Genomic DNA, 26137 nt, shown 5'->3' on the forward strand with positions numbered 1-26137 from the left:
TCATAAATCAAATGAGACAAAAAACTTTCTTGCAACCATGCCAGAAGGAAGGTTTGAATTTGTATTTACCCCAACACATGGTTCATGGCTTAACATGATAGAAAGCTTTTTTGGAAAAATGACAAAACAAATGTTACGTGGAATTCGAGTTCAATCGAAACAGGAATTGGTTAATCGTATCTATCAGTATTTTAAGGAGGTCAATCAGGATCCAATCATATATCATTGGAAATACAAAATGGATGAGATTGATATCTGCAACACAAATGAAACTTAATAGGGTACTTATTAAATGGTCGCTGTACTAGGGCCTGGTCCAATACCGGCACTGTCTTTAAATGGCGCGGCCATTGCTTCATTTATTGCAACCGGCACTGCCGTAATACCCGGTTTTATATACACGAAGCATAAGTATAAAAAGGAACCCTTGAATCCCACTGCTTGGGAATTTGATGGGCATACTGTACTGGAAATCCTTAAAATCGGTCTGCCTTCCTTCATCCAGCAGATGCTGGTTTCCATGGGGTATGCATTCATTATAGTCTTTGTTAACCGTTATGGTGCCGCCGCCACAGCTGCCTTTGGAATAGCAAGCAGGATTGATTCCTTAGTTGCCATGCCTGCTATGGCTGTTATGATGGCAGTCTCTGCAATGACGGCCCAAAACATAGGTGCAGGAAAGCTTCAGCGTATTAAGGAGATTATGAAATACGGCATTATCATTAACATTCCTGTTATTTTGATTATCTCTGTTCTCTGCATTCTTATACCACAGGACATAATGCGTATTTTTGTCGGAGAAGGTGATGTCATTCAAACAGGAGCCGCTTACCTCAAAATAGTAGGACCCGGCTATCTCTTCTTTACGGTGTTTTATGTATCAAACGGTATTATTAACGGCGCAGGAAAAACAATAACTACTATGGTAATATCCTTTATTTCACTTTGCCTGATTCGTATTCCACTGGCAGGTTATTTATCCCAGCATTCTGCACTGGGATTAAATGGTATATGGCTTGCTATTGTTATAAGCTTTGCAGCCACTACGCTTAACAGCCTGCTGTATAACTTCTTTGGGAATTGGAAAAAGGACATGCATTTAAGCAGTACTGATGTGTATCCATGCAGACAGGAAGATACGGTTCCATCTCTAAAAAATCAGGACTAAATCAGTTAGAGCAATTTTGTACATTTGTTTCAAAATATACTGAACGCATAATCAGGCAGCCTTTACCGTACTTAAATTGAGAACCGGAATGTACAGGCATAACCTTAACTTTCCGGTTCTTACTTCTTAATAATTAATTTTGCTGCGTTTTTTCAAATTTATGAGAACCAAGAATTGCATGTTATATTTAGTTTCTGTTGAAGTTTACATAAATACTTAAACTTGAGGATAACTGATTTTATGCAGTAAAAAGTCGAATTTTATGCTTGCTAATCATTGTTTCTGGTGATATCATTTGAGATATTAAGGATAAATATGGTAAGACGGAAATAAATATAATTCAACTATGGAGGAGATAAGCGGTGGGGTTATTTCGCAGGAAAAAAGATGCAACAGTGAAAAAGGAAGAAGCACAAGGAGTTTTAACGTTATATTCAGTAACATTAAATAGCAGTAGTTTCTATGAAATTGCCAAAGATGAGTTTGCAGAGGAAATAAAACAATCGAGCCAAACAGGTGATGACTTTATCATTGTACTGAAAGATGATACAAAGATAAAGATGAATCTGAAAGATGATATGAACTTTGTAAGACAGCAAGCCAATGGCATGGCTAATTTCTTTTCTCAGGCACCCTTGGAAAATACACAGGTTTTGGAACAAGCGATAAACCAGATTCAAATGTTTACATGCATTGTAGGAATTACATATGGATTAAGCCCTGATGAAAAAAGAAACGAATTTATTGTAAATACTATTTTTAAAACAGCCCAAAGAACGAAAAGCTTTATTCTTTATCCCAGTATGGAGTTATATACGGCAAAGGGTGAATTGCTAATATCGATAACAGGTGAGACAGATTTGGATAAGTATTATCCAATTGCAAGTTCTGAATTATTAAAGAGAGATGCCAAAGCGACCCTTCAGGATGAAGAACGATATAAAAAGATTATGAAAGAGTGCGATAATTCAGGAATACCACACACCGATTACAGGTTAGGTACACAAATCATGGAACAGGAAGTTGTGGTCCCAGGTGTAGAAGAGATTGCTAAGAGAGCGGCTGCCATATTTTCCTGTGCTCTATTTGCAGAATGTTTGTTAATGGAAGATGGTTCTTTAAAATTAGCAAAGAGTAATTTTGAAGAAGTGAATAAAAGGTATGGCGTTATGGACTACCTAAGTAATAAAGAAAAAGAATATATTGAAACGGAGGCTCCTGAGAAATCCGCATTGATACAATTTTCCTGGCAATATGAAAGATGTGCGGTATTACTATGGGCTCTTGGGCTAATGGAATTAAACGCTCCAACGGATATTTGTGATGTTGGCAAGGCTGCAAAAGTGATTCGCTCCTGTGGCTCTTTAGATAAACTAATACAAAATGCGAATGTTAAATCAAATAAAGAATTGCTGGATATGCAAACGAAAATTCTATATTATGACTGGGCCTGTGTGGAAGCAAGAATAAAAAATCTGGAGCCGCCGGCAGGACTTGAGGCGGGAGTAGTACAGGAACAGCATTATGCTCTGAACTGGTTAATCGGGGCTAATGGAGCCTGTGACTGGGATGATATCCGCATTGATACTTAAGATTGTATCATATTAAATATAAGTTTGTATTTAATCCGGTTACGTTCAGGTACTATACGGTTTAAGTAACCTTCTTGAATACTGTAAAATTAAGGACACATCAAAATGGTGTGCCTTTTTACATACCCGTGTATTCTTAAGTGATGCAGAGATATATAAATGATAAAATATCGACAAATTACAGCAGCGGAGGTATAAATGACAACAATAGGAATTGATTTAGGGACAACAAACAGCCTTGTGGCTTACTGGACTGACAATGGGCCGGAAATCATCCCAAATGTAATTGGAGCAAGGCTTACCCCATCTGTGGTCAGTATTGACGAGACCGGGGAAATCCTTGTAGGGCAGATAGCCAGGGAAAGGCTTATCACGCATCCCCACCTTACAGCAGCTTCCTTCAAGCGTTTTATGGGGACTGAAAAACGCTTTTCAATGGGCAATTACAATTTTACACCGGAAGAACTCTCTTCCTTTGTATTGCAATCATTAAAAGCAGATGCGGAAGCCTTTTTGGGAACTCCTGTTGAGGAAGCAATTATCAGTGTCCCTGCTTATTTTAATGATGCTCAGCGCAAAGCTACCAAGTATGCAGCGGAACTGGCAGGACTAAAGGTGGAAAGACTCATCAACGAACCGACAGCTGCGGCTCTTTCTTATGGTATCCACCGGCAGGAGGAGAGCACCTTTCTGGTTTTTGACCTGGGAGGAGGCACCTTTGATATTTCCATACTTGAGATATTTGAAGGAGTAATTGAGGTCAAATCAGTAGCAGGAGATAATTTCCTGGGAGGTGAGGATTTTACCAATGCACTGGTTTCTTATTTTATAGAATCACAGGAACTGGATAGGGAAGCTCTGAATCTAAAAACCATGTCCGCCTTATATAAGCAGGCAGAATTCTGCAAATGTGCCCTTGGACGATCGGAGAAAGAAAAAATGAGCATCATGATAGACAGTAAAAGCTATGAAATGACAGTGGATAATGATAGCTTTGAATCTATTGTAAGTCAATTGTTATTCCGTTTGCGTCATCCGATTGAGCGCGCTTTAAGGGATGCCTCTCTTAATCCAAGAGATCTGAATGCCGTTATTCTGGTAGGAGGAGCAACCAGGATGCCGGTCGTCAAATCAACTGTCGGAAAAATATTGAAACAGCTTCCTTTTACCAATATAAACCCGGATGAAGCAATTGCCTTAGGAGCTGCCGTACAGGCGGCTCTGAAAGATAAAAATGAGGCATTGGATGAGATTATTATGACGGATGTATGCCCTTATTCCCTTGGAACATCCGTATCCAAATCTTTGGATGGCGGAAAATATGAATCCGGTTATTATTTGCCCATCATCGAACGGAATACGGCAATACCCATCAGCAAAGTGGAACAGCTTTGTACCATTAAGGATAACCAGACCCTCATTGTCATTGATGTATACCAGGGTGAAAGCAGGAGAGCCCAGGACAATATTAAGTTAGGAGAGCTATGGATTAAAATTCCGCCCGCTCCCGCCGGGGAAGAAACGATAGAGGTCCGTTATACCTATGATATCAACGGAATATTGGAAGTAGAGGCGATAGTAGTAAGTACAGGTAAAAAAGGAAGATTAATTATAGAGAAAAGTCCCGGAAGTCTTTCAAGGGAAGAAATTGATGAGAGATTTAGAGTTCTGGAAAGCATAAAAATCCATCCCAGGGAACATACGGAAAACAGGCTGCTGCTTGCAAAAGGTGAGCGTCTGTATCAGGAGACCCTGGGGGAGAACCGGGAACATATTGATTATATATTGAGAAGGTTTGAGCAGGTTCTTGAAAGTCAGAATGAAAGAGCGATTAAAAAAGCAGCAAAAGAACTAAAAAGGAAGCTGGAAGAAATTGAAAGGTGGTGGGGGTACAGATGAATATATGGGGTATTTTGGATATAGGCTCTGACGCAAGTATTTCAGAAGTTAAAAGGGCATATGCAAAAAAGTTGAAGCAGCATCGTCCGGAAGAAGATCCGGAGGGTTTTCAAAGACTAAAGGCTGCTTATGACATAGCTTTGGAGCAGATAAAAGAAAGGACAGAACCCAGGCAGGAAACTTTAGATTTTAAGGATTTTACTGATGATGCTTTAACAGAATATATGGATAACAATATGACTTATTCGGAAGAAAGTCCATCAACCCTGGCAGATGATACGGACAGATTTCGGGAATTCATGGAAAAAGTGGAACACATTTATGCTGAAATTAAGTCAAGAAATGATATGAATCAGTGGAAAGTACTGTTGAATGACGAAGTACTGTTGAATGACGAAGTACTGTGGAATTTGGAGGATCGGAGCCTTTTGGGCTGCGAAATGATGGAATTTCTAATGGAGAATTACCGGCTATCCGGTGAGGTCTTTAGCCTTCTGGACAGCTTATTTCATTGGAGCGAGCAGGACGTGGCATTTTCGGCACTGGTCAAAAATGATTTATGTTACGCTGTAGGCTTTGGTGATGATGCTATTGTACTTCGATTGTTAGAGAATGGGGCCAGTACAAAGGTTGTGAATCGCAAGGGTATGACCCCACTGGAATCCGCAGCGGCAATGGGGTACCATAATATTGTCAAGGTGCTGCTTCAATACGGTGCCAATATAGAAGCAAATGGAAGTTTCGAAAAAACCTCCCTCATGTGGGCGGTGAGGAATAATGATATAGAACTGGTGGAATACCTGTTGGAACAAGGGGCAAATGTAGAAGCGAGAAGCAGTGATACGAGGACTCCTCTAATGTATGCGGTAGAGCAAGGAGACCTGGAGCTGGTACAGTGCCTGCTGGAGAACGGAGCATCAGTCAGTGCAGCTTTGGATAACGGTGAGACTGCCTTTGATATTGGGGCAGACCATGGGCACCGGGAGGTCGTTTTATGCCTGTTGGAGCACAGTGGGGATGATAGCCTGCTGAATGTGGTGCTTTCAAGCAGTATAGGGCTTTTTGAGCGCGTAAAGTACCTGCTGGAAGAAAAGGGTGCAGATATCGAAGAACGAAGGAAAGATGGCGCTACCCCACTGTTTATGGCAGTAAAACATAACCGGTTTCAGATAGCAAAATATCTTTTGGAGCGCGGAGCCTTTGTGGATACTCAAACGAATTATGGGTGGACACCATTAATAACGGCTGCCGTAAAAGAGAATATAAAGATGATGGAGCTTTTGCTGAAAAATGGTGCTGACCTGGATTTGGGCAGCAGTATTTCAGGCTCAACTCCACTGATGTTTTGTGCAGATGATGAGGTCTATAAATCCATGGATTATCTCTTAAAAAATGGTGCGGATATTAATGCCATTGACCTGTTTGGCAGTAGTGCACTCATGGAGGCTGCAAATATGGGCGAAATGGACCTTATGAAATACTTAATCGAGCACGGTGCCGATATCAACCTTAAGAGCGAAGAAGGAAGGGATGCGCTGTCAAAAGCTGTTTCCGGTAACCGGCCGGAGATTTTTCAATTCTTATTAAAAGAAGGTGCGAATATTCAGACAAAAGACAACGCAGGGAGAAACCTGCTTCTGATTGCTGCGGCGTATGATCAGCTTGATATGATAGAATTTCTTTTGAAAGAAGGATTTCGTCTGGAAGACACAGATAATGAGGGCAATACAGCCTTTATGCTTGGCGCAGGGAAAGGAAAATTTGAACTTCTGAGATATTTGATGAAAAAGCCTTATAACATCGACCAGAAAAATAAGAACGGTAAAACAGCTTTGATGCTTGCCGTAGAAGCTGCTTTGCCTGATATGGTAAAGCTGCTGATATCAAAGGGCGCAGTAGTGAATGAGCCGGACAACCAGGGCAAAACCGCCTTGGATTATGCGAAAGAACTCCAGCAAAAGGACATTGTAAATTACTTGACTCAGCAATTACGTTAGGGATTATTCCGGAATAAAATAGGATATGTAATAAGCTAATCAATATAATATCTTGGGAGAGCATTATGAAAAAGCAAAATGTAGGTTTCGCTTTAATCTTATTGGGGATTATCTTTGCTGTTACAGTAGAACCCTTATTCTGGTGGATTGGAGTAATATTAGGGGTTATTGGATTTATTATAGTTGCCGCAAATGCATCAGGCAATGAGCAATAAAGAAATTTATCAGTTTATAACTATTATGTGGCTACCAACTATTAAAATCAGTTGGTAGTTTTTAGTACGATATAAGTGTAAATGTTAAAGCACACTATTAGTGCTTAAACATTTACACTTATATTTTTTATGCCTATTGTTCCAGGCCTGTAATTATACTTCACCAGAAGCAGTCCCGAATCCGTTTTAATACAGCCTCAGCCATCAGAAAAACTACTGATTCATTCCCCTCGTAAGCTTTCAAAAGTACCATAAATATCAACTGTGCCATACCCCCATTCACGATTGGGGTAGGTCAGGGCAGGGTTGCGTTTAACACCCCGTATTAAATATTTTTTAATCTGATAAGTATCCATGGAGCGGTCATTGCCTCTTACAATTCCCCATTCAAGCAGCAAAGCAGAAATACCTGTCATAAGTGCGGCTGCAAGACTGGTACCGGAAGCCAATCCATGCTGGCCGCCAGGCAGAGGCGTATAGATATTTACACCAGGTGCCGCTAAATCAGGATTAACTTGTTCATATCGCGTATAGCCCCGGCTGGCTTCCAAAAACAGGGATTGATTGATTGGGTTATATGCTGTGGCTGTAATAGCGGACAGGTTATTTCCGGGGTCCGTTATTGTTGTAAATTGATTGGGTGACACAAAAACTGTTTTATCTGAGATAAACCCCCGAACGGGAAGCCATAAATGAAAGCCGGAGGTTATTTTTGAACCATAGACTCTGAATTTCCATATACCCGGAGCAGGGTTTCGGAAACGGATCAGAATTAATTCATCACCTGTCTGGGCTTCCACAATGACATAATCTACATAGATAGTAGTATCATCAAAAATAAATCTTATATTTCTGAATTCACCGATTCGCGCAGGAATGCGGGGGATATATTCTCCGGAAGGAGAAATAATATCAATGGAATAGGTGCCTGGGGTATTCCCCCATAATTCAATTGAAAAGTTATTTTCGTTTTCACCCACCGCCAATTCTACTAAAGTGTTAGCAGCAGCTCCATTAATTTGTCCAAAAAAATGGTGCCTGGCATTGCCTTCATTACCGACTGCAATAATGATAGCTGCACCAACCTGAGTTGAATAATTAGAAATAAGGTCATTCAAAGGCCCCAATCCTTCGTGACTCCCCTGATTCGTGCCTAGTCCGATGCAGATAGCAATAGGGCGGTTTAATTTCTTTGCCATATTCACCAAATAGGCAATTCCAAACATGATGTCATTTTCAGAGTAACATGGTACGTCATCAGGGACACCAAAATATGTTCTGACATTTGTTTTTGAAGGTTTTAATTTAACAATTAGATATTCTGATAACTGTGCTGCTCCGTAAAAGTCCGCTGTTACATCTGTAAAGCCTCCTGCAAGTCCGGCCAGGGTAGTTCCATGTCCGATTTCATCTATACTTGGAACGATACTAAGAGGTGTTTCGCTTTGAATAGCGGCATTAATTTGGTCTTTTGTATATTCCGTACCATAATAAAAAATATCAGGGGAAGCCTGCATATTTACAATTGTTTGATCCCATATGGAAACAATTCTGGTAGTCTTATCAGCATTCTGAAACATTGGGTTGAGGTAATCAATTCCAGTATCAACAAAACCTAAGAGAACGCCACTCCCCTTGAGAGATAAGGGACTGCTTTGAAGTCTTATTACCCCCATTTCTTCAAGACTTACAAGATCCAGCAGAGCAAAAAGCTTTGGTATTACGGAATAAGCAATGGAGCCGATTAGTTTTTCCGGTATTCTAGAAAGCGGAACATATACAGCTGCGTACTTATCATTAATGAAATTAGTGGTCGTGCCCGCATACCTGGCATATTCTTCGGAACTAATGGCATATTCAACTATACCATCCACATAATCCTCACTGATTATTCTCATTCTTTCTTCTTCATTCATTCTTAAACAACTTTCAGATCAATCAGGTTACTCTAGCATATGAAAATATATGGGGATTTATTTTCATATGATGTTAATTTTTATTGCAAATTGTTATAATTGTTCTTGACTATTCAAATACTATCTTACCCACAAGACAGGAAGACAAAGAAGGAAGTGTGCAATATATGAATGATAATAAATATTCGAAGAAGTCAAAAGAAGAGTTAGAAGCAGCTTTAACAAGAACCCAGTATGAAGTAACGCAGAACAATGCCACAGAACGGCCTTTTCAAAATGAATATTTTAATGAATTCAGAAAAGGAATATATGTGGATGTTACTACCGGGGAACCGCTTTTTATATCCAGTGAAAAATTCGAGTCCGGCTGCGGATGGCCCAGTTTTGCGAAACCCATTGATAAAAATGCTGTTATAGAAGTTACCGACTATAGCCATGGCATGAAACGCACGGAAGTGAGAAGCAAAACAGGAGACTCTCATCTAGGGCATGTATTTGAGGATGGACCAGTAGAATTGGGTGGCTTAAGGTACTGCATCAATAGTGCATCCCTGAAATTCATACCGGAAGAAGAAATGCAGAAGGAAGGGTATGGAGACTTTCTAACTGCTATTTAAAATTTGCACCCAAAATAGAAAGAAGTACGTTGTATAACAGAAATAGAACTGGTAAAAACTAAAATGAAAGGAGGTAATTTTAGTATGGAAATCGTAAAAAAGGTAATCGGTAAACACAAAAATATATTGACGTTTGCAACAGGTGTGCAAAGCTTGCATGGAATGCATGTCAGTGTGTTATTCAGGATGGAAAGGAATAGATGCTAAAATGCCAAAAACCAATACTCCCCATGAAAAAGATATTGATGAAACCCTTGCCCTGTCACAAGAGGGTTATCTGTATATAAAGAACAGGATGGATAAACATAAATCCGACTTGTTTCAAACACACTTATTTGGACAGGAAGCAATATGTATAACCGGAAAAGAAGCTGCGGAAATATTCTACGATACGGAAAGGTTTGTACGCAGTGGTGCGGCACCTAAACGGGTGCAAAAAACCCTGACCGGAGAAAATGCAATACAGGGTATGGATGGCGAAGCGCATAATCACCGCAAATCCCTTTTCATGTCTCTGACAACAGATCCGAATCCAAGGGTACTTGCCGATCTTGCCTCTAAGGAATGGAAAGCGGCTATACCCAGATGGGAAGCGGCTGAAAAGATTAATCTCTTTGATGAGAGTAAAATTGTCTTATGTAAAATAGCCTGCCAATGGGCCGGTGTTCCGTTATTGGAAGCTGAAACAAAGGAATATGCCGACGATTTTGCCGAAATGATCGACGCTTTTGGAGCTGCCGGGCCAAGGCATTGGAAAGGGAAGTCAGCAAGAACAAAAACGGAAAAGTGGATTGAAACCATTATCGATAATTTGCGGGCAGGCAGGTTAAAGGCCCCTGAAAATTCGGCACTTTATATGGTGGCGAATCACAAAGAGCTTAACGGTAACCTACTGGAGATTGAAATGGCGGCAAAAGAACTGATTAATTTCATTCGTCCCATAGTCGCCATTTCAACTTACATTACGTTTATGGCTGTGGCCCTGCATGAACATTCTGATTACAAAAACGTATTGCTTAACGATGCCGATGCAGCTCACATGTTTGTACAGGAAGTACGGCGTTTTTATCCTTTTACCCCTTTTGTCGGAGCAAAAGTGAAAAAAGAGTTTGCCTGGAATGGCTGTGATTTTAAAACAGGAACGCTTGTAATTCTTGATGTATTTGGAATAGATCACGATTCACGCATATGGGAAAATCCTTATGAATTTCAGCCGGAGCGGTTCAGGACTTGGCAATACAATCCCTTTGAGTTTATTCCCCATGGCGGAGGCGATCCTGCCAATGGACACCGTTGCCCCGGAGAGAGTATTACAGTTGAAATTATGAAAGCAACCCTTAATTTTCTTGTAAATAAAATCCAATACAAAGTGCCTGATCAGGATTTAAGTTATAACATGACAAGAATACCGACATTTCCTAAAAGCGGATTTGTAATTACTAATGTGACATCCAAATGAAAAATATCATTTTATTGTTTAAAAGGACATGATCACTTATTAGAGATTATGCCCTTTTTTATTTGAATGATAAGAAGAGAGCAATCGCAAAGTAAGAAAGCGGGCTGATAGCTTTAAAGCAAATTCTTGCTTGACTGCAGCTAAATTATTCAATATTTGGTATGTATTTGGTTTAACCAGTAAGCGTATCTTACTTGTCAGAGCTTATAAAAAGTTTTTTAATTATTGCAATAAAGAGAAAAGATTGATAAAATATAGTTGACCCACTCATATATTAACCGTGTTAACTATAAAGAAGAGGTAAAACTATGCATGATAATCATATACATGTATCTGGCGCAAGAGAGCGAAATCTCAAAGATATAGATGTCCTGATACCCAAAAAAGAAATTACGGTTTTTACAGGCGTATCCGGTTCCGGCAAATCGTCTTTGGCATTCGATACAATAGCGGCAGAATCGCAAAGGGAATTAAATGAGACCTATACCAGCTTTATACGTCACCGTATGCCACATTATGGAAAACCTGATGTGGATACGATTGAAAATCTATCGGTAGCTTTCATTATCAATCAAAAAAGGTTAGGTGGTAATGCCCGGTCAACAGTAGGAACAATTACAGATATTTATTCTTTATTGCGCCTGTTGTTTTCTCGAATTGGAAAACCCTTTGCAGGCTATTCTGATGTTTTTTCATTTAATAACCCCATTGGAATGTGCAGCTGCTGTCAAGGATTAGGTAAGATTGAAGCAGTTGATATCGAGCAGCTGTTAGATAAAAATAAGTCCTTGAATGAGGGCGCTATCCTTTTCCCTACTTTTGAACCCGGCGGCTGGCGTTTGACTCGTTATATTCATTCAGGTTTTTTTGATAACGATAAAAAAATCAAGGATTATTCCGCCGAAGAATTGGAGCTGTTACTTTACACTGACGGAATCAAGGTGAAAACCCCGTCTCCCGAATGGCATAAAACCGCATTGTTCGAGGGGCTTATTCCACGCATTGAGCGGAGCTTTCTTAAAAAAGAAGACGGTGAAAAAGTAAAATACAGCAAAGAGATTGAGCGTTTTGTCATAAAACAAGATTGTCCTCACTGCCACGGTACACGCCTGAATGATAAAGTATTATCTTGCAAAGTGAACGGTAAAAATATTGCCGAATGTTCAGATATGCAGATAAACGAACTGTTAGACTTTATTCAGTCAGTCGGTGCTCCTGTGGCAGCTACAGTAGTTTCAGAACTGGTAAATCGCCTGAAGCACATGGTATCCATTGGATTGGACTATCTAAGTTTAAGCAGAGAAACTTCTACTCTTTCAGGCGGGGAATCTCAAAGAATCAAAATGGTTTGTCAACTGGGCAGCAGTTTGACTGACCTCACTTATATTTTTGATGAACCGAGTATAGGACTTCACCCTCACGATATAAGCAAAATCAATGACCTTATGAAACTTCTGCGCGACAAAGGCAATACCGTACTTATCGTAGAACATGACCCTGACATTATAAAGATTGCAGATCATATTATCGATATGGGGCCGGGTGCGGGCACCCACGGGGGTGAGATCGTATATCAAGGAAGCATACAGGGCTTGAAAGCATCTGGAACATTGACAGGAAGGTATCTGGCTTATAGCCCTGAATTAAAACCTGATATACGCGCCCCGAGGGGTTGGCTTTCCATACATAATGCAACAATGCACAATTTAAAAAATCTTTTTGTTGAAATACCCAAAGGGGTAATGACTGTTGTGACCGGGGTTGCCGGTTCAGGTAAAAGTACACTTATCAATGGGGTGCTGCCCCGGTTTTATCCTGATACTATTTTTATCGATCAAAAAGGGATACAGGCATCAAAGCGTTCCAACATAGCGACCTTTACAGGAATCTTTGACATCATTAGAAAACTATTTGCAAAAAGGAACGGTGTCAGCGCATCACTGTTCAGTTTCAATTCCCAAGGCGCTTGTCCTGTTTGTAAAGGCTTAGGTGTTACTTATACAGATTTGGCGTTTATGGATACATTTGTTACAATATGCGAAGAATGTCACGGAAACCGTTATACCAAAGAGGTGCTTACGTATCAGCTAAGAGGTAAAAATATTGGAGAAATCCTTAAAATGACTGTTTCGGAAGCCTTGGAATTTTTTCAGGAAAGAGAAATATTAACAATACTCCAAAGGCTTTCAGATGTTGGAATTACCTATATTTCTTTGGGACAGCCGCTTAGTACCCTTTCGGGCGGCGAATTACAGCGAATAAAACTTGCGTCTGAGCTTGAAAACGGCGGGCAGGTCTATGTTATGGACGAGCCATCTACAGGCTTGCATATGGCAGATATAAAACAGTTGATTGGTGTAATGAACCGCCTTGTAGAGCAAAATTCTACCCTTATAGTAATCGAACATAATTTGGATATTATCTGTCAGGCAGACTGGGTAATTGACTTAGGCCCATATGCCGGACAGAATGGCGGAAAAATTTTATTTTCAGGGGTACCGGAAGATTTAATAAATTGTAAAGATTCCCTGACAGGAAAGCACCTAAAAAAATATATTAAGAGAATATAGGAGGTCGGTTAAATGGCAATGAGAGAGTTGGAAGAAAGCTATATTCCCTTCCAGTGTATGATTGTGTCAGCTTCCAACCAATTTAATGTGGAGGGAGTATCAACGGCACAATACTATATATTAGATATGCTGAATAAACAAGGTCCGAAAACCGCAAAGGAGCTTGCTGAAATGAAAGGCATTTCACAATCTGGTATTTCAAAACTAACAAAGCGTCTATTGGAAAAAAATTATATCGTTCAGGAAAGGCAGCTTAATGACCGCCGTTCTTATAACATTGTACTTACTAACGATGGAAAAGCCTTTTTAAATCGTGTTGAGGATTTCGGAAATGAAATTATGAACCTAATTGAAGAAGCATTAACAGTAGAAGAAATACAAACTTTCTCAATGATGTGCAAAAAAATTACGAGTTTGTTTGCTGAAAAGCAATGAGCAGCTTTGCCGCTCAGAAATGGATGCATAAACTAATATGATGTTCAGGTGGAAATAGAGATCGTGGTACAGAGCATCAGCTTATTACGCATGTACAACCAGCATGGACGCAATCCAACGTGTAAATTTTACAGATATTTATAACCATAACTCACCTTAATGATTATACCACATTTGCTTTTTGCATATATATTTCTAGAGGTGAGATGCAATGTCTTTCATTATAAAAAAAAGGTTTTTATATTTTATACTGCTTATATACATTTTAATACTCACTTTTGTCTTCATCATTTTGATTATAAGGGTACATAGTATTAAAAATACCATAAGTAATCAGCCAGAATATACTATTTTAATTGAGATTGATGAGAAAAAGCTGTATTTACTTGAAGGCGGCAAGCTCATTAAGAAGTACCCCATAGCCTCAGGTATGAAAAATTTGCCTTCCCCCATCGGAACATGGAAAATAATAGATAAGGGGGAATGAGGTAAGGGTTTTGGAGGTCATTGGATGGGACTGGACGTACCATGGGGAACTTATGGGATACACGGAACAACAAGAGAGGAATCCATTGGAAGTGCTGCCAGCCACGGGTGCATTAGAATGTACAACAAGGATATAAAAGAATTATATAAGATTGTTCCGTTAGACACTCTTGTTATAATAAATAATGGACCTTTTGGCCCTTTTGGAACAGGGTTTAGAAGTTTAAAGCCCGGAGATAGGGGAGCTGATGTATTAGCTGTCCAGGAACGGCTCAAAGAACTGCGTTATTATAAGGGAAATATGACCGGAATATTTGGAGAAGATCTTAAAAATGCCGTTCACAGGTTTCAGGAAGATAAAAACCTTGAAATCAAAAATACAATAACACGAGAGGACTATGACGCTATGGGCCTCAGAGAATTTGAATGACCAGTCTGTAATTATGGATGGCTGTAAACCGGAATATAGGTAAATCTGATGAGCGTTTGATTTAGAGAAATATTTACAAGCAAGTATTGAAATGAGCGGGAACCAAATTTTGCAGGAGTCAGGGGGGTAAATTGCTTCATTCGGAAGAAGTGAGATTGAAAGTAATTAAAAAATGAATGGATATAGGAAGGGCAAGACCATTATACAACGGTTCCTGCCCTTCTTTGTATTATAATTGCTCCAATTAACATACTGCGGCTAAGGATAGGCATTATATAGATGCTTTTGCAGAGAATTCTCAGAACTATCAGAAGTACGCCGGCATGCAATCTCCCTTAAAGTTCAACATAAGTTGAACTTTAGTTGGTTGCATTGTATTGGCCTTTCCACCCCTTCCACTTAAACTTCAACATAAGTTGAACTTTAGTTGAAGTAATGTTGAAGAAGATAGATTATCATAGTTATGTAACGAAAAATAAAGCTATATAAATTACAGAGGTAATAGAGCAATAGAAGAAATATTGATACTGGTTACATTAATCAGGCTGGTTTTATACATTCCGCTATTTAGTGAAATGGTTTTGATTTTTAATGTTAAAGACCTTTGTTAAAGAATGCGTTATATCAAGTTAAAGAGTCAATATTATAACGAGATGGAGATATATAGATGGAAAAGAAAAATATAACTCAAATAAGTTATCATAAATTAAAAAGAGAATACTATGCTGATTTATATAATTTGATTGAAGAAACGGCAGAATTCAGCCGCTTTGCTGAAAATGAAAATACCCGGAGAAGACTTGCAAAGTTATATTTTTTAATTTGTTTGAAAGAAATGACTTTTGGACAGGCAGGAGTATACCGTGACCGGATAATAGGTGTAATAATGGGCAGAGCTAAAGACAGAAAAAGACCCAAACCTGTATTAGCCGTAAAAATAGCATTTCTGAAATTTCGCATAAATATGGAAAAGGACGGAAGAAGGGCGCTGAAGATATTACATAACATAGAGGCCTCTAAAAATGAAATGATTGAGAGAATAAATCATGAGTCGGACGGCGAAGTACTCCTTTGCATTGTGAAAAAAAATTATAGGCGGAAAGGCGTTGGCAGCGAATTATGGGGACGGTTAGAAACTTATTTTAAAGAAAATAATATAAAACATGCCTATGGAATATTAAATCAGAATTCAAATTATGAATTTGCCCTGGCGCAAGGCTTTACTAAACAGGAAAAAGCAGTTTATATGGTGGAAACGGAAAAGCAGCGTTTTCGTGAGCAATTATATTATTACGAATTGGAACGAATCAGAGTGTAAAAGGTGAAAGAAAAGTGCTTTCACACTCCATTATTGGATAACTTTTTTATCATAGCAGTGTATGCTATAATACATTACAAAAAGAGGTGATTTTATTATGTTTAAAATACTGGTCGTAGAAGATGATATGGAACTCAGGCGTTTATTTAGCCGTGTTTTAAGCCGAAATGGATATGTACCGATAGAGGCGGCAGATGGTGCTCAGGCATTGGACATTCTCGAACATGAAACAGTTGATTTAATTATTTCGGATATTATGATGCCAAAAGTAGATGGTTTTGAATTGACGGCATCTCTTCGCGAGGCCGGATATAAAATTCCAATCTTGATGATTACGGCTGCCGGTTCATTTGATGATATGAAAAGGGGCTTCTCTTCCGGAACAGACGATTATATGATAAAGCCAATTAATGTAGATGAAATGATTATCCGGGTTGGAGCCTTACTGCGCCGTGCACAGATGATCAGCGAAAGGAAACAGTCTGTTGGAGGTACTGTTTTAGATTATGATGCCATGACAGTAAGCTATGAAGGCAGTAACGTAATGCTTCCTCAAAAAGAATTCCAGATATTATACAAGCTGCTTTCTGAAATCGGTCACATTTTTACCCGCCAGCAGCTGATGGATGATATATGGGGATTTGATACCGATACGGACCCGCATACGGTCGAAGTCCACATTGGCAGACTACGGGATAAACTTCGGGATAATCAAGATATTGAGATTGCAACAGTGCGGGGAGTTGGATATAAGGTGGTGAAACGGGTGTGAAGAAAAAACTCTTTAATTCCATGCGATTATATTTTTCTATTATGGTGGTTTTCGTTGTTGTTGCAACCATTATCTTTGCAGGTATTATAAACCTGCTCTTTACATGGATGAATATAACATGGCTGGCCCATCTGAGCCCAATCGTACAGATAACCTTATATTGCACATTCGTGGGGATATTTATTGCTTTTATATTTGATAAGAGTATTATTGAGCCTATTAAGAAGTTAAGTAACGCCTCCCGTGAGGTTGCCAAAGGTGATTTTTCTGTCAATCCCAACTCCAAATCAAATTTGAATGAAATGAATGAGCTGTTTGAGAATTTTAGAATCATGGTAACGGAACTTGGTGCTATAGAGACTCTACGCAATGACTTTGTATCGAATGTCTCCCATGAAATTAAAACGCCCTTAAATGCGATTGAGGGATATGCTACTTTGCTGCAGGATAAGAATCAGTCAGAAGAAGAAAAAGAAGAGTGTATATTAAAAATCGTCAATAATACAAAACGCCTTTCCAGCCTGGTGGGAAATATCCTGATGCTTTCTAAAGTAGAGAACCAGAGCATTCCCCTGAAAAAAACCAAATTTGCCCTGGATGAGCAAATCAGACAGGCAATCGTCTCTTTCGAATCGAAATGGATGGAAAAAGAGCTTGAACTTGACGTTGAACTTGACAGTGTCAGTTACACAGGAATGGAAGCATTAATGTATCATGTATGGTCTAATTTACTGGATAATGCGATTAAATTTACACCGAAATATGGAAATATATCTATCATGCTGAAAAGCGGCGGTCAGCAGATTGTCTGCACTATCACAGATACTGGTGTGGGTATACCGGAAGAAGCGAAAGAACATATATTTGATAAGTTCTATCAGGGTGATGTTTCCCATCAGTCAGAAGGAAATGGACTTGGTCTGGCACTGGTAAAGCAGATTTTGGATATCAGTAAGGGAACGATAGAAGTTAGCAGTACGGTGGGTGAAGGGGCAAAATTTATAATTAAACTGCCTAAATTTTAAAACTTCAACAATAGTTGAACCTGAGTTGAGCCTTGGTTGAATCAGGAGAGGTATTCTATGAGTAACCTTGGGAGGAAATATAATATGAAAATAGACAAAAGCACAGCCAGAAATATTATTTGGATACTTCTTTCCGTCATTTCCTTTATTGTTGTGATGCTCAATTTAGATAAAGCCCTAATGATTGCATTAAAGGCAATCCATATTTTTATGCCGGTTATCCTTGGACTTTGCCTTGCCTTTATTATTAATCCATTGATGAACATTTTTGAAACAAAGGTATTCAGCAGGATTGGAGAGAAGACAAAAAGAAAAAGTATATTTTGAAATAGGAGAAGTTTTTATGAGTATTAAAATCACCTCGGACAGCACCTGCGATTTATCAGCTGATATACTGGAGCAATATCATATCGGCATCCTTCCGCTTCAGATAGAAAAGGGAGGGCATACCTTCAGGGATGGCATTGATATATTTCCTGAGGATATTTTTAAGTTTGTGGATGAAGGAGGAGCATTTTGCAAAACCTCGGCAATGAATCCCGAAGGATATAAATTATTTTTTGATAAGTTTACCAGGGAATATGAGGCGGTAATACATATCAATATTGGGAGCAGCTTCTCAAGCTGTTACCAGAATGCATGCCTGGCAGCACAGGAATTTAAAAATGTTTTTATCGTAGATTCAAAAAATCTGTCAACAGGACATGGACATATTGTATTGGAAGCGGCAGCAAAGGCAGAGGAAGGTTATTCCCCTGACCGTATATTGGAACATCTGGCTGATATTATTCCGAAGGTACGGGCAAGCTTTTTGCTGGACCGTCTGGATTATATGGTAAAGGGCGGCCGTTGCTCGTCTGTCATGGCATTGGGGGCAAATCTCCTGAAGCTAAAGCCTTGCATCGAAGTGGAAAACGGGAAAATGAAGCTTGGGAAAAAGTATCGCGGTACATTACAAAGATGCCTGATGCAGTATGTAAAGGATAAGTTAGATAATTCGTGCAATATTGCACCTAAAAGGATTTTTATTACACATACGGCCATAAAACCGGAAATAGTAAAATCTGTTATAGATACGGTCACTCAGAAAGCAATCTTTGAAAAGATACATGAAACAAATGCAGGCTGTACCGTTTCGAGCCATTGCGGCCAGAATACTTTGGGTGTTTTGTTTATAGAAAAATAATAATCAAATAAGAAATGGAAGGCAGAAAAGAGATATGAAGATTGATAGGAAAGAGATTTTTACCATACCAAATTGTATGAGTTATTTCAGGTTATTGCTGATACCTTTTTTCTGTATTACATATATAAAAGCAGACTCCATAAAAGATTATTTTACAGCAGCAGTAATTGTAGTAATATCTGCTATAACAGATTTTTTAGACGGTAAAATAGCCAGAAGGTTTCATATGATAACGGAATTGGGTAAGTTCATAGATCCCGTAGCAGATAAGCTGACACATGGTGCGATAGCGATATGCCTTATGCTAAGGTATCACTTCATGAAATATCTGGTTTTGGTGATGGCCTTAAAAGAGGGGTTTATGGTGATTATGGGGCTGATAAATTTACGGCATGGGAAGAAGCTGGATGGAGCAAAGATGCACGGAAAGATTTGTACTACGAGTTTATTTCTTGTTTTATCCATATTCGTTCTGGTTCCAGAGTTACCGGAAACCGCAACCAACCTTATGATATTTATGGAAATAATAATAATGCTCATAACATGGGCACTTTATATTCCCGTGTTTTATAGGATGAGGCAGGAAGTTCAGTAATTAATATAAAAAGAAATAAAGATAAGCGAAGCAACTAATTAGGATTAATAGCTGCTCCGCTTTTTTATTTGGAAATAAAAACTTTGTAAAGATAAACAATTCTTTAACATTTAGATGCTACAGTATCTTTACATAACTTGTAAGGAGGCTTTTATGGTAAAAATACTGATAGTAGAAGATGATTTGAAACTTAATAAAATTGTATGCACCTATTTAAATGACAGGTTATATACGGCAAAGGGATGTCTGGATCCTCAGGAAGCTTACGAAGCTATGTATAATACTAACTTTGATTTAATTATTTCGGATATCATGATGCCAAAAATCGATGGCTTTGAATTTGCTGAAACCGTAAGAAGTATCAATAAAACTATTCCCATTGTATTTATGACTGCAAGGGATGATTTTCGGTCTAAGCAAAAGGGATATCAATTAGGTATTGATGATTATGTAATTAAACCTGTTAATTTGGACGAACTCATATTGCGCATAGAGGCACTGCTTAGGCGTGCCAATATTACAAATACCAATAAAATAGAATTAGGGAAATTTGTGATGGATGCAAATGACATAAGTGTCAGTGTTGATGGGAAAGAAATACCGGTAACAGTAAGGGAGTTTAATATTCTGTATAAAATGCTTTCTTATCCGAAATATACCTTTACAAGAGCGCAGCTAATGGATGAATTCTGGGGTGCTGAAAATGATACCGGTCTTCGGGCAGTAGATGTATATATCACCAAATTAAGAGATAAATTTTCTGACTGCGAAGAATTTAAGATAGTAACGGTGCATGGGCTTGGATATAAGGCGGTGCTGTTGTGAAGAACAAACCGAAGGAGGGAGAAAGAAGGAAGTGCCTTTATTTTTCATGGAACGAATATGTTGGAACGCTGGCAGTTCTCGGCATTTTGGGAGCTCTTCCGGCTATTATGTATGGAGCGGATATCCGGGCAGTAAAGGCAAGTTATTTCCTTTGGTATCTTTTATATTGGGCTGTTATCAGCGGATTTTTCTGTATATTTACATCGTATCAAAAATACAGGACCTTCGACAAACCGCTGCATAAACTTAGTGATAGTGCCAAAAAGGTAGCGGAAGGTGATTTTTCTGTCTTTATAGAGCCGTTGCATACATCGGATAAATTAAATTATATCGATTATATGTTCCAGGATTTTAATAAAATGGTGGAAGAACTGGGAACGATTGACACGCTGAAAAATGATTTTATTGCCAATGTATCCCATGAAATCAAAACACCCCTTTCGGTTATTCAGAATTATGCAGCTGCATTGTATGAAACTGATCTGGCGGAAGACTTGAAAAAGGACTATATAGATACAATTGTTTCTTCCGGTAAAAATCTGACGACTCTGGTTACAAATATTTTAAAGCTTAACAAATTAGAAAATCAGGAAATTGTACCCGTTACAGAACCTTTTGATTTATGCAGGCAGCTTTGTGAATGCATTATATTATTCGACATGGAGCTGGAGCAAAAAAATATTGAGCTTAAAGTAGAAATAGAAGACCGGGTCATGATTTGGGCTGATGCAGGTATGCTGGAAATTGTTTGGTATAATCTGATTTCCAATGCAGTGAAATTTACAGAGCCAGGCGGCATAATAACCCTGACACAGACTTCAGAGGAAGATTCGGTGGAAGTCTCCCTAACAGATACCGGTTGTGGTATGGCAGAAGAAACTATGAAGCATATTTTTGATAAATTCTATCAGGGAGACACCTCTCATTCAAAAGAAGGAAATGGTCTGGGCCTTGCATTGGCCCTAAGAGTGATTGAACTGGCAGGAGGGACTATAACAGTTAAAAGCAAGCCGGGCAAAGGGACGACCTTCACAGTCAGGCTGGAAACAAAACTGTAAATCTCATAATGAATTATCAGTTGAGTGTAAATTTTATATAAAGGAGTGCATTTTTTTGGATGAAAAGAATGGGAAAAACAATGATTTTATAGGCTATGAATATAGGGATTTCACTATTACTTATGAGTTGGAATCTTTATGGGCTGACAGTATGGAATGCTTTGGATGGCAGCTGGAGGGAAGGCATATATCCTCCCTTCAGGGAACCAATAAAGTAAATTTAAAATTCAAGAGAAACCGCAAAATTATAAACAAAGCAGAACTTACAAGGCTTCAGAGACAATTTGAAGCCAGTGTTAAAAATATTGAGAACCTTGAAAAGTCCAAGACAAACTCGGCATCAGCAGTTGCGTTTACCTTAGGTATTATTGGGTGCGCATTTATGGCAGGCTCTGTATTCAGCTTTGAAGCGGGAAGGATTCCACTTACGATTATTCTTGCCATACCTGGTTTTTTGGGATGGATATTACCTTATTTTTGTTATGTAAAACTCCGGAATAAGAAAACAGCCAGTCTTACACCGCTTATTGAACAGGAGTATGACAAAGTATATGAAACCTGTGAAAAAGCAAGCAAATTACTACTCTGACATTATGAAAAAGCCAGCATTATGCCCAGGTGTAATGCTGGCTTTCATTCAGCTGCCGGCTGTTATTTAGCAAGTATGATAATTGAATACCTGCTGGTAAATTAATATTTCTCAAACATTTCATAAGTATTTTGGCAACATTTTAACAGTAGGATAAGCATGTAATTAATAATGAGATTACTACAGCAGATGTTTCTCATTAAAAACATGACTGTGAAAGGAGAACTCCGTTATGACAGGAGAAAAAAGAGAGAACAGTAATTTTATAGGCTATGAGTATAGGGATATATTAGCAGTACAGGGTATGGAAGCTTTGTGGTCGGACAGTATGGCAAGTTTTGGATGGGCACTGGAGGGAAGTGAAACTTCTTTAACCCAGGGCATTAATACGGTCAATTTAAAATTTAAAAGGGACCATAAGATTAGGAATAAAGCGGAGCTTACAAGGCTTCAGCGTCAATTTGAAGCAGCGGTAAGAGAAATCGAAAGCCTTGAAAAATCAAAGGCAACGGGGGCATCCGCCTTTGCCTTTACATTTGGAGTGATCGGAACTGCATTTATGGCAGGCTCTGTTTTCAGTTACATCGGTGGTTTAATTCCTCTGTGCATTGTCCTTGCAGTTCCCGCATTTGCCGGATGGATCTTACCTTATTTTCTTTATGAAAAACTTAAAGACAAAAAAATAAGAAGTGTAACACCTCTGATTGACAAGCAGTATGATCTGATTTATGAAACTTGTGAAAAAGCAAGTATTTTATTAGATAATTGATACCGGCTGCGATTCTATAAAGCCTTTTACAAAATTTGATACCGGCAGCGAATTTATAAGTACTTTTTCAAAAAACGATACAGATTAAGAAGATAATGGAAAGAATCATTACACAGCTATAATATCTCATGGAGGAAAATGACTTGAATTTAAAAGAGAAAGCGAGTACATATGTACTTGAAAAGGCATTTAGTTATATTGCAGGAAATCCAAAAGAAAACCTGCCAAAGCTAATGAAGTGGGCAGATGATTTTGATATTGCAGGGAATTGGAAATCCCAGAGGGAACTTTTTCATAGCATTGTGGATGACACTGAAAACACCTGGTACAACTATATTTTGAGTTTGTTTAAGGATATTGATTCTAAAATTTTGCAGGCAACCTTTCAAAATTTTCTCATTAATGCCAGTATGATAGGATATCCGAAACAGAGAAAGATGGAGGAAAATTTAGACTGTAATATCCCATGGGCAATCCTAATGGATCCTACCTCTGCCTGTAATCTTAAATGCACCGGCTGTTGGGCTGCGGAATACGGCAATAAATTGAATATGACCTATGAAGAGCTTGACAGTATCATTAACCAGGCAAATGAACTGGGAACTTACTTTTTCCTCTATTCGGGCGGAGAACCTTTAGTAAGGAAGGCGGATTTGATCCGGTTATGTGAAGCACATCCCGGCTGCCAGTTTGCGGCATTTACCAACGGGACCTTAATTGATGAGACTTTTGCCGATGACATGCTGCGTGTAAAAAATTTCATTCCGGCCATTAGCGTAGAAGGTTTTGAATCGGATACGGATTTCAGACGCGGTAATGGAACCTTTCGAAAAGTAGAAAAGGCAATGAGAATTTTAAAAGAAAAGAAACTACCCTTTGGTATTTCTTGCTGCTATACCAGTAAAAATGTTGATATGATTGGCTCGGAAGAGTATTTTGATCAGATGATTGCCTGGGGTGCTAAATTCTGCTGGTTCTTTACCTACATGCCTGTTGGCAATGAGGCAGTACCCGAACTTATGGTAACTTCAGAGCAGCGTGAATTTATGTATCATCAGATTCACACCTTCAGAGAAACAAAACCTATTTTTACATTGGATTTCTGGAATGACGGCGAATATTCAGGAGGTTGTCTTGCAGGCGGAAGAAGATATTTGCACATCAATGCAAACGGTGATATGGAGCCCTGTGCTTTTATTCATTATTCCGATTCCAATATAAGAGAAAAAACACTTTTAGAAGCACTGCAGTCCCCTCTATTTAAAGCCTACAGGAAAAACCAGCCCTTTAACGAAAATCATCTGAGACCTTGTCCCCTGCTTGATAATCCGGAAGAACTTCCTGGAATGGTAGAAGAGTCAGGCGCACATTCCACTGATTTACAGAATCCTGAGAATGTACATAACCTGGCTGCGAAATGCCATAATGCAGCAGATAACTGGGCAGTAACAGCGGATAAAATATGGGAATGCTCCGGACACTGCGATATGTGTACAAAATAATATAATCAGTGCGACGCTGGGTTATCTGCTGGGATGCGTTTAAATATCAAGTTATAATGGAGGTAATGTAAATGAAAAAAGGAATAGTGGCTATAGCAGTAATAGCGGCAGCAGTACTTGGGTTCATCTTATTTTTTAATAAAGAAAATTTAGATAAACACTTTCCATTGTAGATATTTATCTAAAGTATTGAAAGAAATATCAGTTGTAAAGTAGAACAGAATTACCTCAATACTGTAATAGAAGAGCAGCTTTACAGTATTGGGGTAATTTGGGATTAATCAGATATTTAATTTCTGAGTAAAATTACATTAAATAAAGGAATGAAGCAAGTGAGGATAAGTCTTAAACGGTTAATAAAAGGCATCCGGTTTAAAAGGCCGGATTTATTAAAAAACAAGAAAAAACGCTTAGAAACGGACATATTGCTATTGAAAAAGATAAGGAAATTTACCCCATTGGAAATCTTATTCCTGTCGGCGGCATTATTTGCCTGCATAAAGGCAGCTTCCTGCTTTTTTATAGCCTGTGCCGTTTATAGCTTTATCAATGTATTTACCAGAACCATAATATTAAGTAAATTTACTGGTAATAAAGGCAAAAAAGAGGTTTTGGTCTCAGAGGATAAGCTATATAGCAGCTGTATTGACGGCGGGATTGTATTACTCCTTGCTTCCTTTGCTCTTATGGCAGCCTGCGGCCTGCTTCTTTTTACCAAAGATAATGTAACAGACAGAATGATTGCGGTAATTATACAAAGCCTTACAGTGATTAATCTGTTTTTTTCTGTTTATAATCTGATTGCTGTAAGAAAATATTCCGGTATGGTGATCGGATTTTACCGCCTTTTGAATCAGGCCAATCTTTTAGTGGTCTTTGCACTTTTTGTTGGTGTTACCTTAAGAATTTATGGAGATAAAGATAACCTGACCGGATTGACCGGTATTCTTCTTAGCGGCTGTGCTTTTTGTTTGACGGGATATGCATTGTGGAAAACATTACTCACCAGAGAAAAGAACCGGAAGTTATATCATCATATACGCAATAACAGAACCATTATTTTTACGAGGCTTTCCCTTCAAAAAGATATTATTGTTGTATTTGGTAAAGTTGTGTTAAGCCTTATTACATTGTCTGGTTTTATGCTGGTAAATGCCCTATACAGTGCAGGAATGGGTATAGCAAGATATCTTGCAATTTATGCCCAAAACAAGGAACAGAACAGACAAATCCGAAGCTATTTTGAAATTGGAGCAGCGATTTCAAGCGCAAGTCTATGTTATGTAGCTTATTCATATCAAACTTTTTCGAATCCTTTCTTCCGGTTTGACATGAATGCTGCATTAATTATTGCTTTATATACCTTTACCGAATTTTTTCTGATTATCAAAGATTACATGAAAGCAAGAAAAGCAAAAAATCTCATATCGGAAGAAATTAAACTGATTGGCCTGTCCTCTACCTTCATTTGTTTGGTATTAACACAGGTAGCTATTATGTCTTTTTCCAATGAAGGTGATAATACCTTTACGAACAGGCTTTCCGGTATTATCTTTGGAGGTATGTCTGCCTTCGTTGGTGTTTATATGATGTTAAGGTCAAAATATTTAAGAAAAAGATATCGTGAAGAACAGTCCTAGTGCTGTCTGTGTACAATTTTTTATCTGATGTGTTTATGATACCTATCAGATTTTTTATTGTAAGTAATATAACA

At 38.6% G+C, this 26137-nt stretch carries 23 protein-coding genes and 2 pseudogenes; 24 read left to right on the forward strand and 1 reads right to left on the reverse strand.

Features of this window, described 5'->3' with window-relative positions:
- From BUB77_RS00030 to BUB77_RS29700, 6 genes are all read left to right on the forward strand, one after another.
- A partial coding sequence (locus tag BUB77_RS00030; protein WP_170866545.1) for a transposase occupies positions 1–277 on the forward strand: 277 nt, incomplete at its 5' end.
- 15 nt (positions 278–292) lie between these two features.
- On the forward strand, positions 293–1168 hold the full coding sequence (locus BUB77_RS00035) for an MATE family efflux transporter (RefSeq protein WP_073271528.1): 876 nt from the start codon (positions 293–295) through the stop codon (positions 1166–1168).
- 362 nt (positions 1169–1530) lie between these two features.
- Positions 1531–2760, forward strand: a complete 1230-nt coding sequence (locus BUB77_RS00040) for a DUF4272 domain-containing protein (protein WP_073271529.1) — start codon at positions 1531–1533, stop codon at positions 2758–2760.
- 198 nt (positions 2761–2958) lie between these two features.
- Positions 2959–4659, forward strand: a complete 1701-nt coding sequence (locus BUB77_RS00045; RefSeq protein ID WP_073271536.1) for a molecular chaperone HscC — start codon at positions 2959–2961, stop codon at positions 4657–4659.
- Positions 4656–6656 (forward strand): ankyrin repeat domain-containing protein, encoded by a 2001-nt coding sequence (locus BUB77_RS00050; RefSeq protein WP_073271539.1) that lies wholly within the window; start codon positions 4656–4658, stop codon positions 6654–6656. Before BUB77_RS00045 ends, BUB77_RS00050 begins: the two co-directional genes overlap by 4 nt.
- A 65-nt stretch (positions 6657–6721) precedes the next feature.
- Positions 6722–6871 carry a hypothetical protein gene (locus BUB77_RS29700; RefSeq protein WP_170866546.1) on the forward strand — a complete coding sequence of 50 codons (150 nt, stop codon included), beginning with the start codon at positions 6722–6724 and terminating at the stop codon, positions 6869–6871.
- Positions 6872–7092: 221 nt separating this feature from the next.
- Here the strand turns inward: BUB77_RS29700 and BUB77_RS00055 are convergent, their stop codons facing one another.
- Entirely contained in the window at positions 7093–8769 is a 1677-nt protein-coding gene (locus tag BUB77_RS00055) for a S8 family peptidase (RefSeq protein WP_170866547.1), read from the reverse strand.
- Between the two features lie 206 nt (positions 8770–8975).
- Here BUB77_RS00055 and msrB point away from each other — a divergent pair.
- The 18 genes and pseudogenes from msrB to BUB77_RS00140 all read left to right on the forward strand — a co-directional run.
- Positions 8976–9404: pseudogene (gene msrB, locus BUB77_RS00060) on the forward strand (peptide-methionine (R)-S-oxide reductase MsrB); the annotation flags it as partial.
- Positions 9405–9612: 208 nt separating this feature from the next.
- Positions 9613–10863: a CYP152 family fatty-acid peroxygenase CypC gene (locus BUB77_RS00065; protein ID WP_073271548.1), complete on the forward strand. Its 1251-nt coding sequence runs from the start codon at positions 9613–9615 to the stop codon at positions 10861–10863.
- A 308-nt stretch (positions 10864–11171) separates the two neighbouring features.
- Complete coding sequence (locus BUB77_RS00070) at positions 11172–13433, forward strand: ATP-binding cassette domain-containing protein (protein WP_073271551.1); 2262 nt, start codon at positions 11172–11174, stop codon at positions 13431–13433.
- A 12-nt stretch (positions 13434–13445) separates the two neighbouring features.
- Complete coding sequence (locus tag BUB77_RS00075; protein ID WP_073271558.1) at positions 13446–13868, forward strand: MarR family winged helix-turn-helix transcriptional regulator; 423 nt, start codon at positions 13446–13448, stop codon at positions 13866–13868.
- A 211-nt stretch (positions 13869–14079) separates the two neighbouring features.
- Positions 14080–14523 (forward strand): annotated as a pseudogene (locus BUB77_RS00080) (L,D-transpeptidase); the annotation flags it as partial.
- Between the two features lie 9 nt (positions 14524–14532).
- Positions 14533–14784, forward strand: coding sequence for a peptidoglycan-binding domain-containing protein (locus BUB77_RS30640; RefSeq protein WP_278277704.1), 252 nt, complete (start codon positions 14533–14535; stop codon positions 14782–14784).
- Between the two features lie 667 nt (positions 14785–15451).
- Positions 15452–16102 carry a GNAT family N-acetyltransferase gene (locus BUB77_RS00085; protein ID WP_073271561.1) on the forward strand — a complete coding sequence of 217 codons (651 nt, stop codon included), beginning with the start codon at positions 15452–15454 and terminating at the stop codon, positions 16100–16102.
- Positions 16103–16199: 97 nt separating this feature from the next.
- Positions 16200–16874, forward strand: coding sequence for a response regulator transcription factor (locus BUB77_RS00090; RefSeq protein ID WP_073271569.1), 675 nt, complete (start codon positions 16200–16202; stop codon positions 16872–16874).
- The gene (locus tag BUB77_RS00095; protein WP_073271572.1) at positions 16871–17899 is read left to right on the forward strand and encodes a sensor histidine kinase; all 1029 of its coding nucleotides are present in this window, start codon (positions 16871–16873) and stop codon (positions 17897–17899) included. Before BUB77_RS00090 ends, BUB77_RS00095 begins: the two co-directional genes overlap by 4 nt.
- Before the next feature lie 84 nt (positions 17900–17983).
- Positions 17984–18226, forward strand: a complete 243-nt coding sequence (locus BUB77_RS00100) for a hypothetical protein (protein ID WP_139241065.1) — start codon at positions 17984–17986, stop codon at positions 18224–18226.
- 16 nt (positions 18227–18242) lie between these two features.
- Positions 18243–19085 (forward strand): DegV family protein, encoded by an 843-nt coding sequence (locus tag BUB77_RS00105; protein ID WP_073271577.1) that lies wholly within the window; start codon positions 18243–18245, stop codon positions 19083–19085.
- Positions 19086–19119: 34 nt separating this feature from the next.
- On the forward strand, positions 19120–19680 hold the full coding sequence (locus BUB77_RS00110) for a CDP-alcohol phosphatidyltransferase family protein (protein WP_073271579.1): 561 nt from the start codon (positions 19120–19122) through the stop codon (positions 19678–19680).
- 153 nt (positions 19681–19833) lie between these two features.
- Positions 19834–20505, forward strand: coding sequence for a response regulator transcription factor (locus BUB77_RS00115; protein WP_073271581.1), 672 nt, complete (start codon positions 19834–19836; stop codon positions 20503–20505).
- Complete coding sequence (locus BUB77_RS00120; RefSeq protein WP_073271584.1) at positions 20502–21563, forward strand: HAMP domain-containing sensor histidine kinase; 1062 nt, start codon at positions 20502–20504, stop codon at positions 21561–21563. The genes BUB77_RS00115 and BUB77_RS00120 overlap by 4 nt, the downstream gene beginning before the upstream one ends.
- Before the next feature lie 55 nt (positions 21564–21618).
- Positions 21619–22152 (forward strand): hypothetical protein, encoded by a 534-nt coding sequence (locus tag BUB77_RS00125; RefSeq protein WP_073271587.1) that lies wholly within the window; start codon positions 21619–21621, stop codon positions 22150–22152.
- Between the two features lie 232 nt (positions 22153–22384).
- Positions 22385–22921 (forward strand): hypothetical protein, encoded by a 537-nt coding sequence (locus BUB77_RS00130; protein WP_073271590.1) that lies wholly within the window; start codon positions 22385–22387, stop codon positions 22919–22921.
- A 143-nt stretch (positions 22922–23064) separates the two neighbouring features.
- A complete protein-coding gene (locus BUB77_RS00135) occupies positions 23065–24423 on the forward strand; it encodes a radical SAM/SPASM domain-containing protein (RefSeq protein ID WP_242962302.1) in 1359 nt (452 codons plus the stop codon).
- A 458-nt stretch (positions 24424–24881) separates the two neighbouring features.
- Complete coding sequence (locus BUB77_RS00140; RefSeq protein WP_139241066.1) at positions 24882–26063, forward strand: hypothetical protein; 1182 nt, start codon at positions 24882–24884, stop codon at positions 26061–26063.
- Positions 26064–26137 lie beyond the last annotated feature (74 nt).

It is taken from the genome of Anaerocolumna jejuensis DSM 15929 (assembly GCF_900142215.1).
Classification (GTDB): domain Bacteria; phylum Bacillota; class Clostridia; order Lachnospirales; family Lachnospiraceae; genus Anaerocolumna; species Anaerocolumna jejuensis.

What these genes read in the sequence shown, in the direction of transcription:
- BUB77_RS00130 (WP_073271590.1), top strand. Translation starts at nt 22,385, where the DNA reads ATGACAGGAGAAAAAAGAGAGAACAGTAATTTTATAGGCTATGAGTAT.
- BUB77_RS00055 (WP_170866547.1), bottom strand. Translation starts at nt 8,769, where the DNA reads ATGAGAATAATCAGTGAGGATTATGTGGATGGTATAGTTGAATATGCC.
- BUB77_RS29700 (WP_170866546.1), top strand. Translation starts at nt 6,722, where the DNA reads ATGAAAAAGCAAAATGTAGGTTTCGCTTTAATCTTATTGGGGATTATC.
- BUB77_RS00035 (WP_073271528.1), top strand. Translation starts at nt 293, where the DNA reads ATGGTCGCTGTACTAGGGCCTGGTCCAATACCGGCACTGTCTTTAAAT.
- BUB77_RS00075 (WP_073271558.1), top strand. Translation starts at nt 13,446, where the DNA reads ATGGCAATGAGAGAGTTGGAAGAAAGCTATATTCCCTTCCAGTGTATG.
- BUB77_RS00050 (WP_073271539.1), top strand. Translation starts at nt 4,656, where the DNA reads ATGAATATATGGGGTATTTTGGATATAGGCTCTGACGCAAGTATTTCA.
- BUB77_RS00105 (WP_073271577.1), top strand. Translation starts at nt 18,243, where the DNA reads ATGAGTATTAAAATCACCTCGGACAGCACCTGCGATTTATCAGCTGAT.
- BUB77_RS00070 (WP_073271551.1), top strand. Translation starts at nt 11,172, where the DNA reads ATGCATGATAATCATATACATGTATCTGGCGCAAGAGAGCGAAATCTC.
- BUB77_RS00110 (WP_073271579.1), top strand. Translation starts at nt 19,120, where the DNA reads ATGAAGATTGATAGGAAAGAGATTTTTACCATACCAAATTGTATGAGT.
- BUB77_RS00065 (WP_073271548.1), top strand. Translation starts at nt 9,613, where the DNA reads ATGCCAAAAACCAATACTCCCCATGAAAAAGATATTGATGAAACCCTT.
- BUB77_RS00100 (WP_139241065.1), top strand. Translation starts at nt 17,984, where the DNA reads ATGAAAATAGACAAAAGCACAGCCAGAAATATTATTTGGATACTTCTT.
- BUB77_RS00045 (WP_073271536.1), top strand. Translation starts at nt 2,959, where the DNA reads ATGACAACAATAGGAATTGATTTAGGGACAACAAACAGCCTTGTGGCT.
- BUB77_RS00090 (WP_073271569.1), top strand. Translation starts at nt 16,200, where the DNA reads ATGTTTAAAATACTGGTCGTAGAAGATGATATGGAACTCAGGCGTTTA.
- BUB77_RS00115 (WP_073271581.1), top strand. Translation starts at nt 19,834, where the DNA reads ATGGTAAAAATACTGATAGTAGAAGATGATTTGAAACTTAATAAAATT.
- BUB77_RS00085 (WP_073271561.1), top strand. Translation starts at nt 15,452, where the DNA reads ATGGAAAAGAAAAATATAACTCAAATAAGTTATCATAAATTAAAAAGA.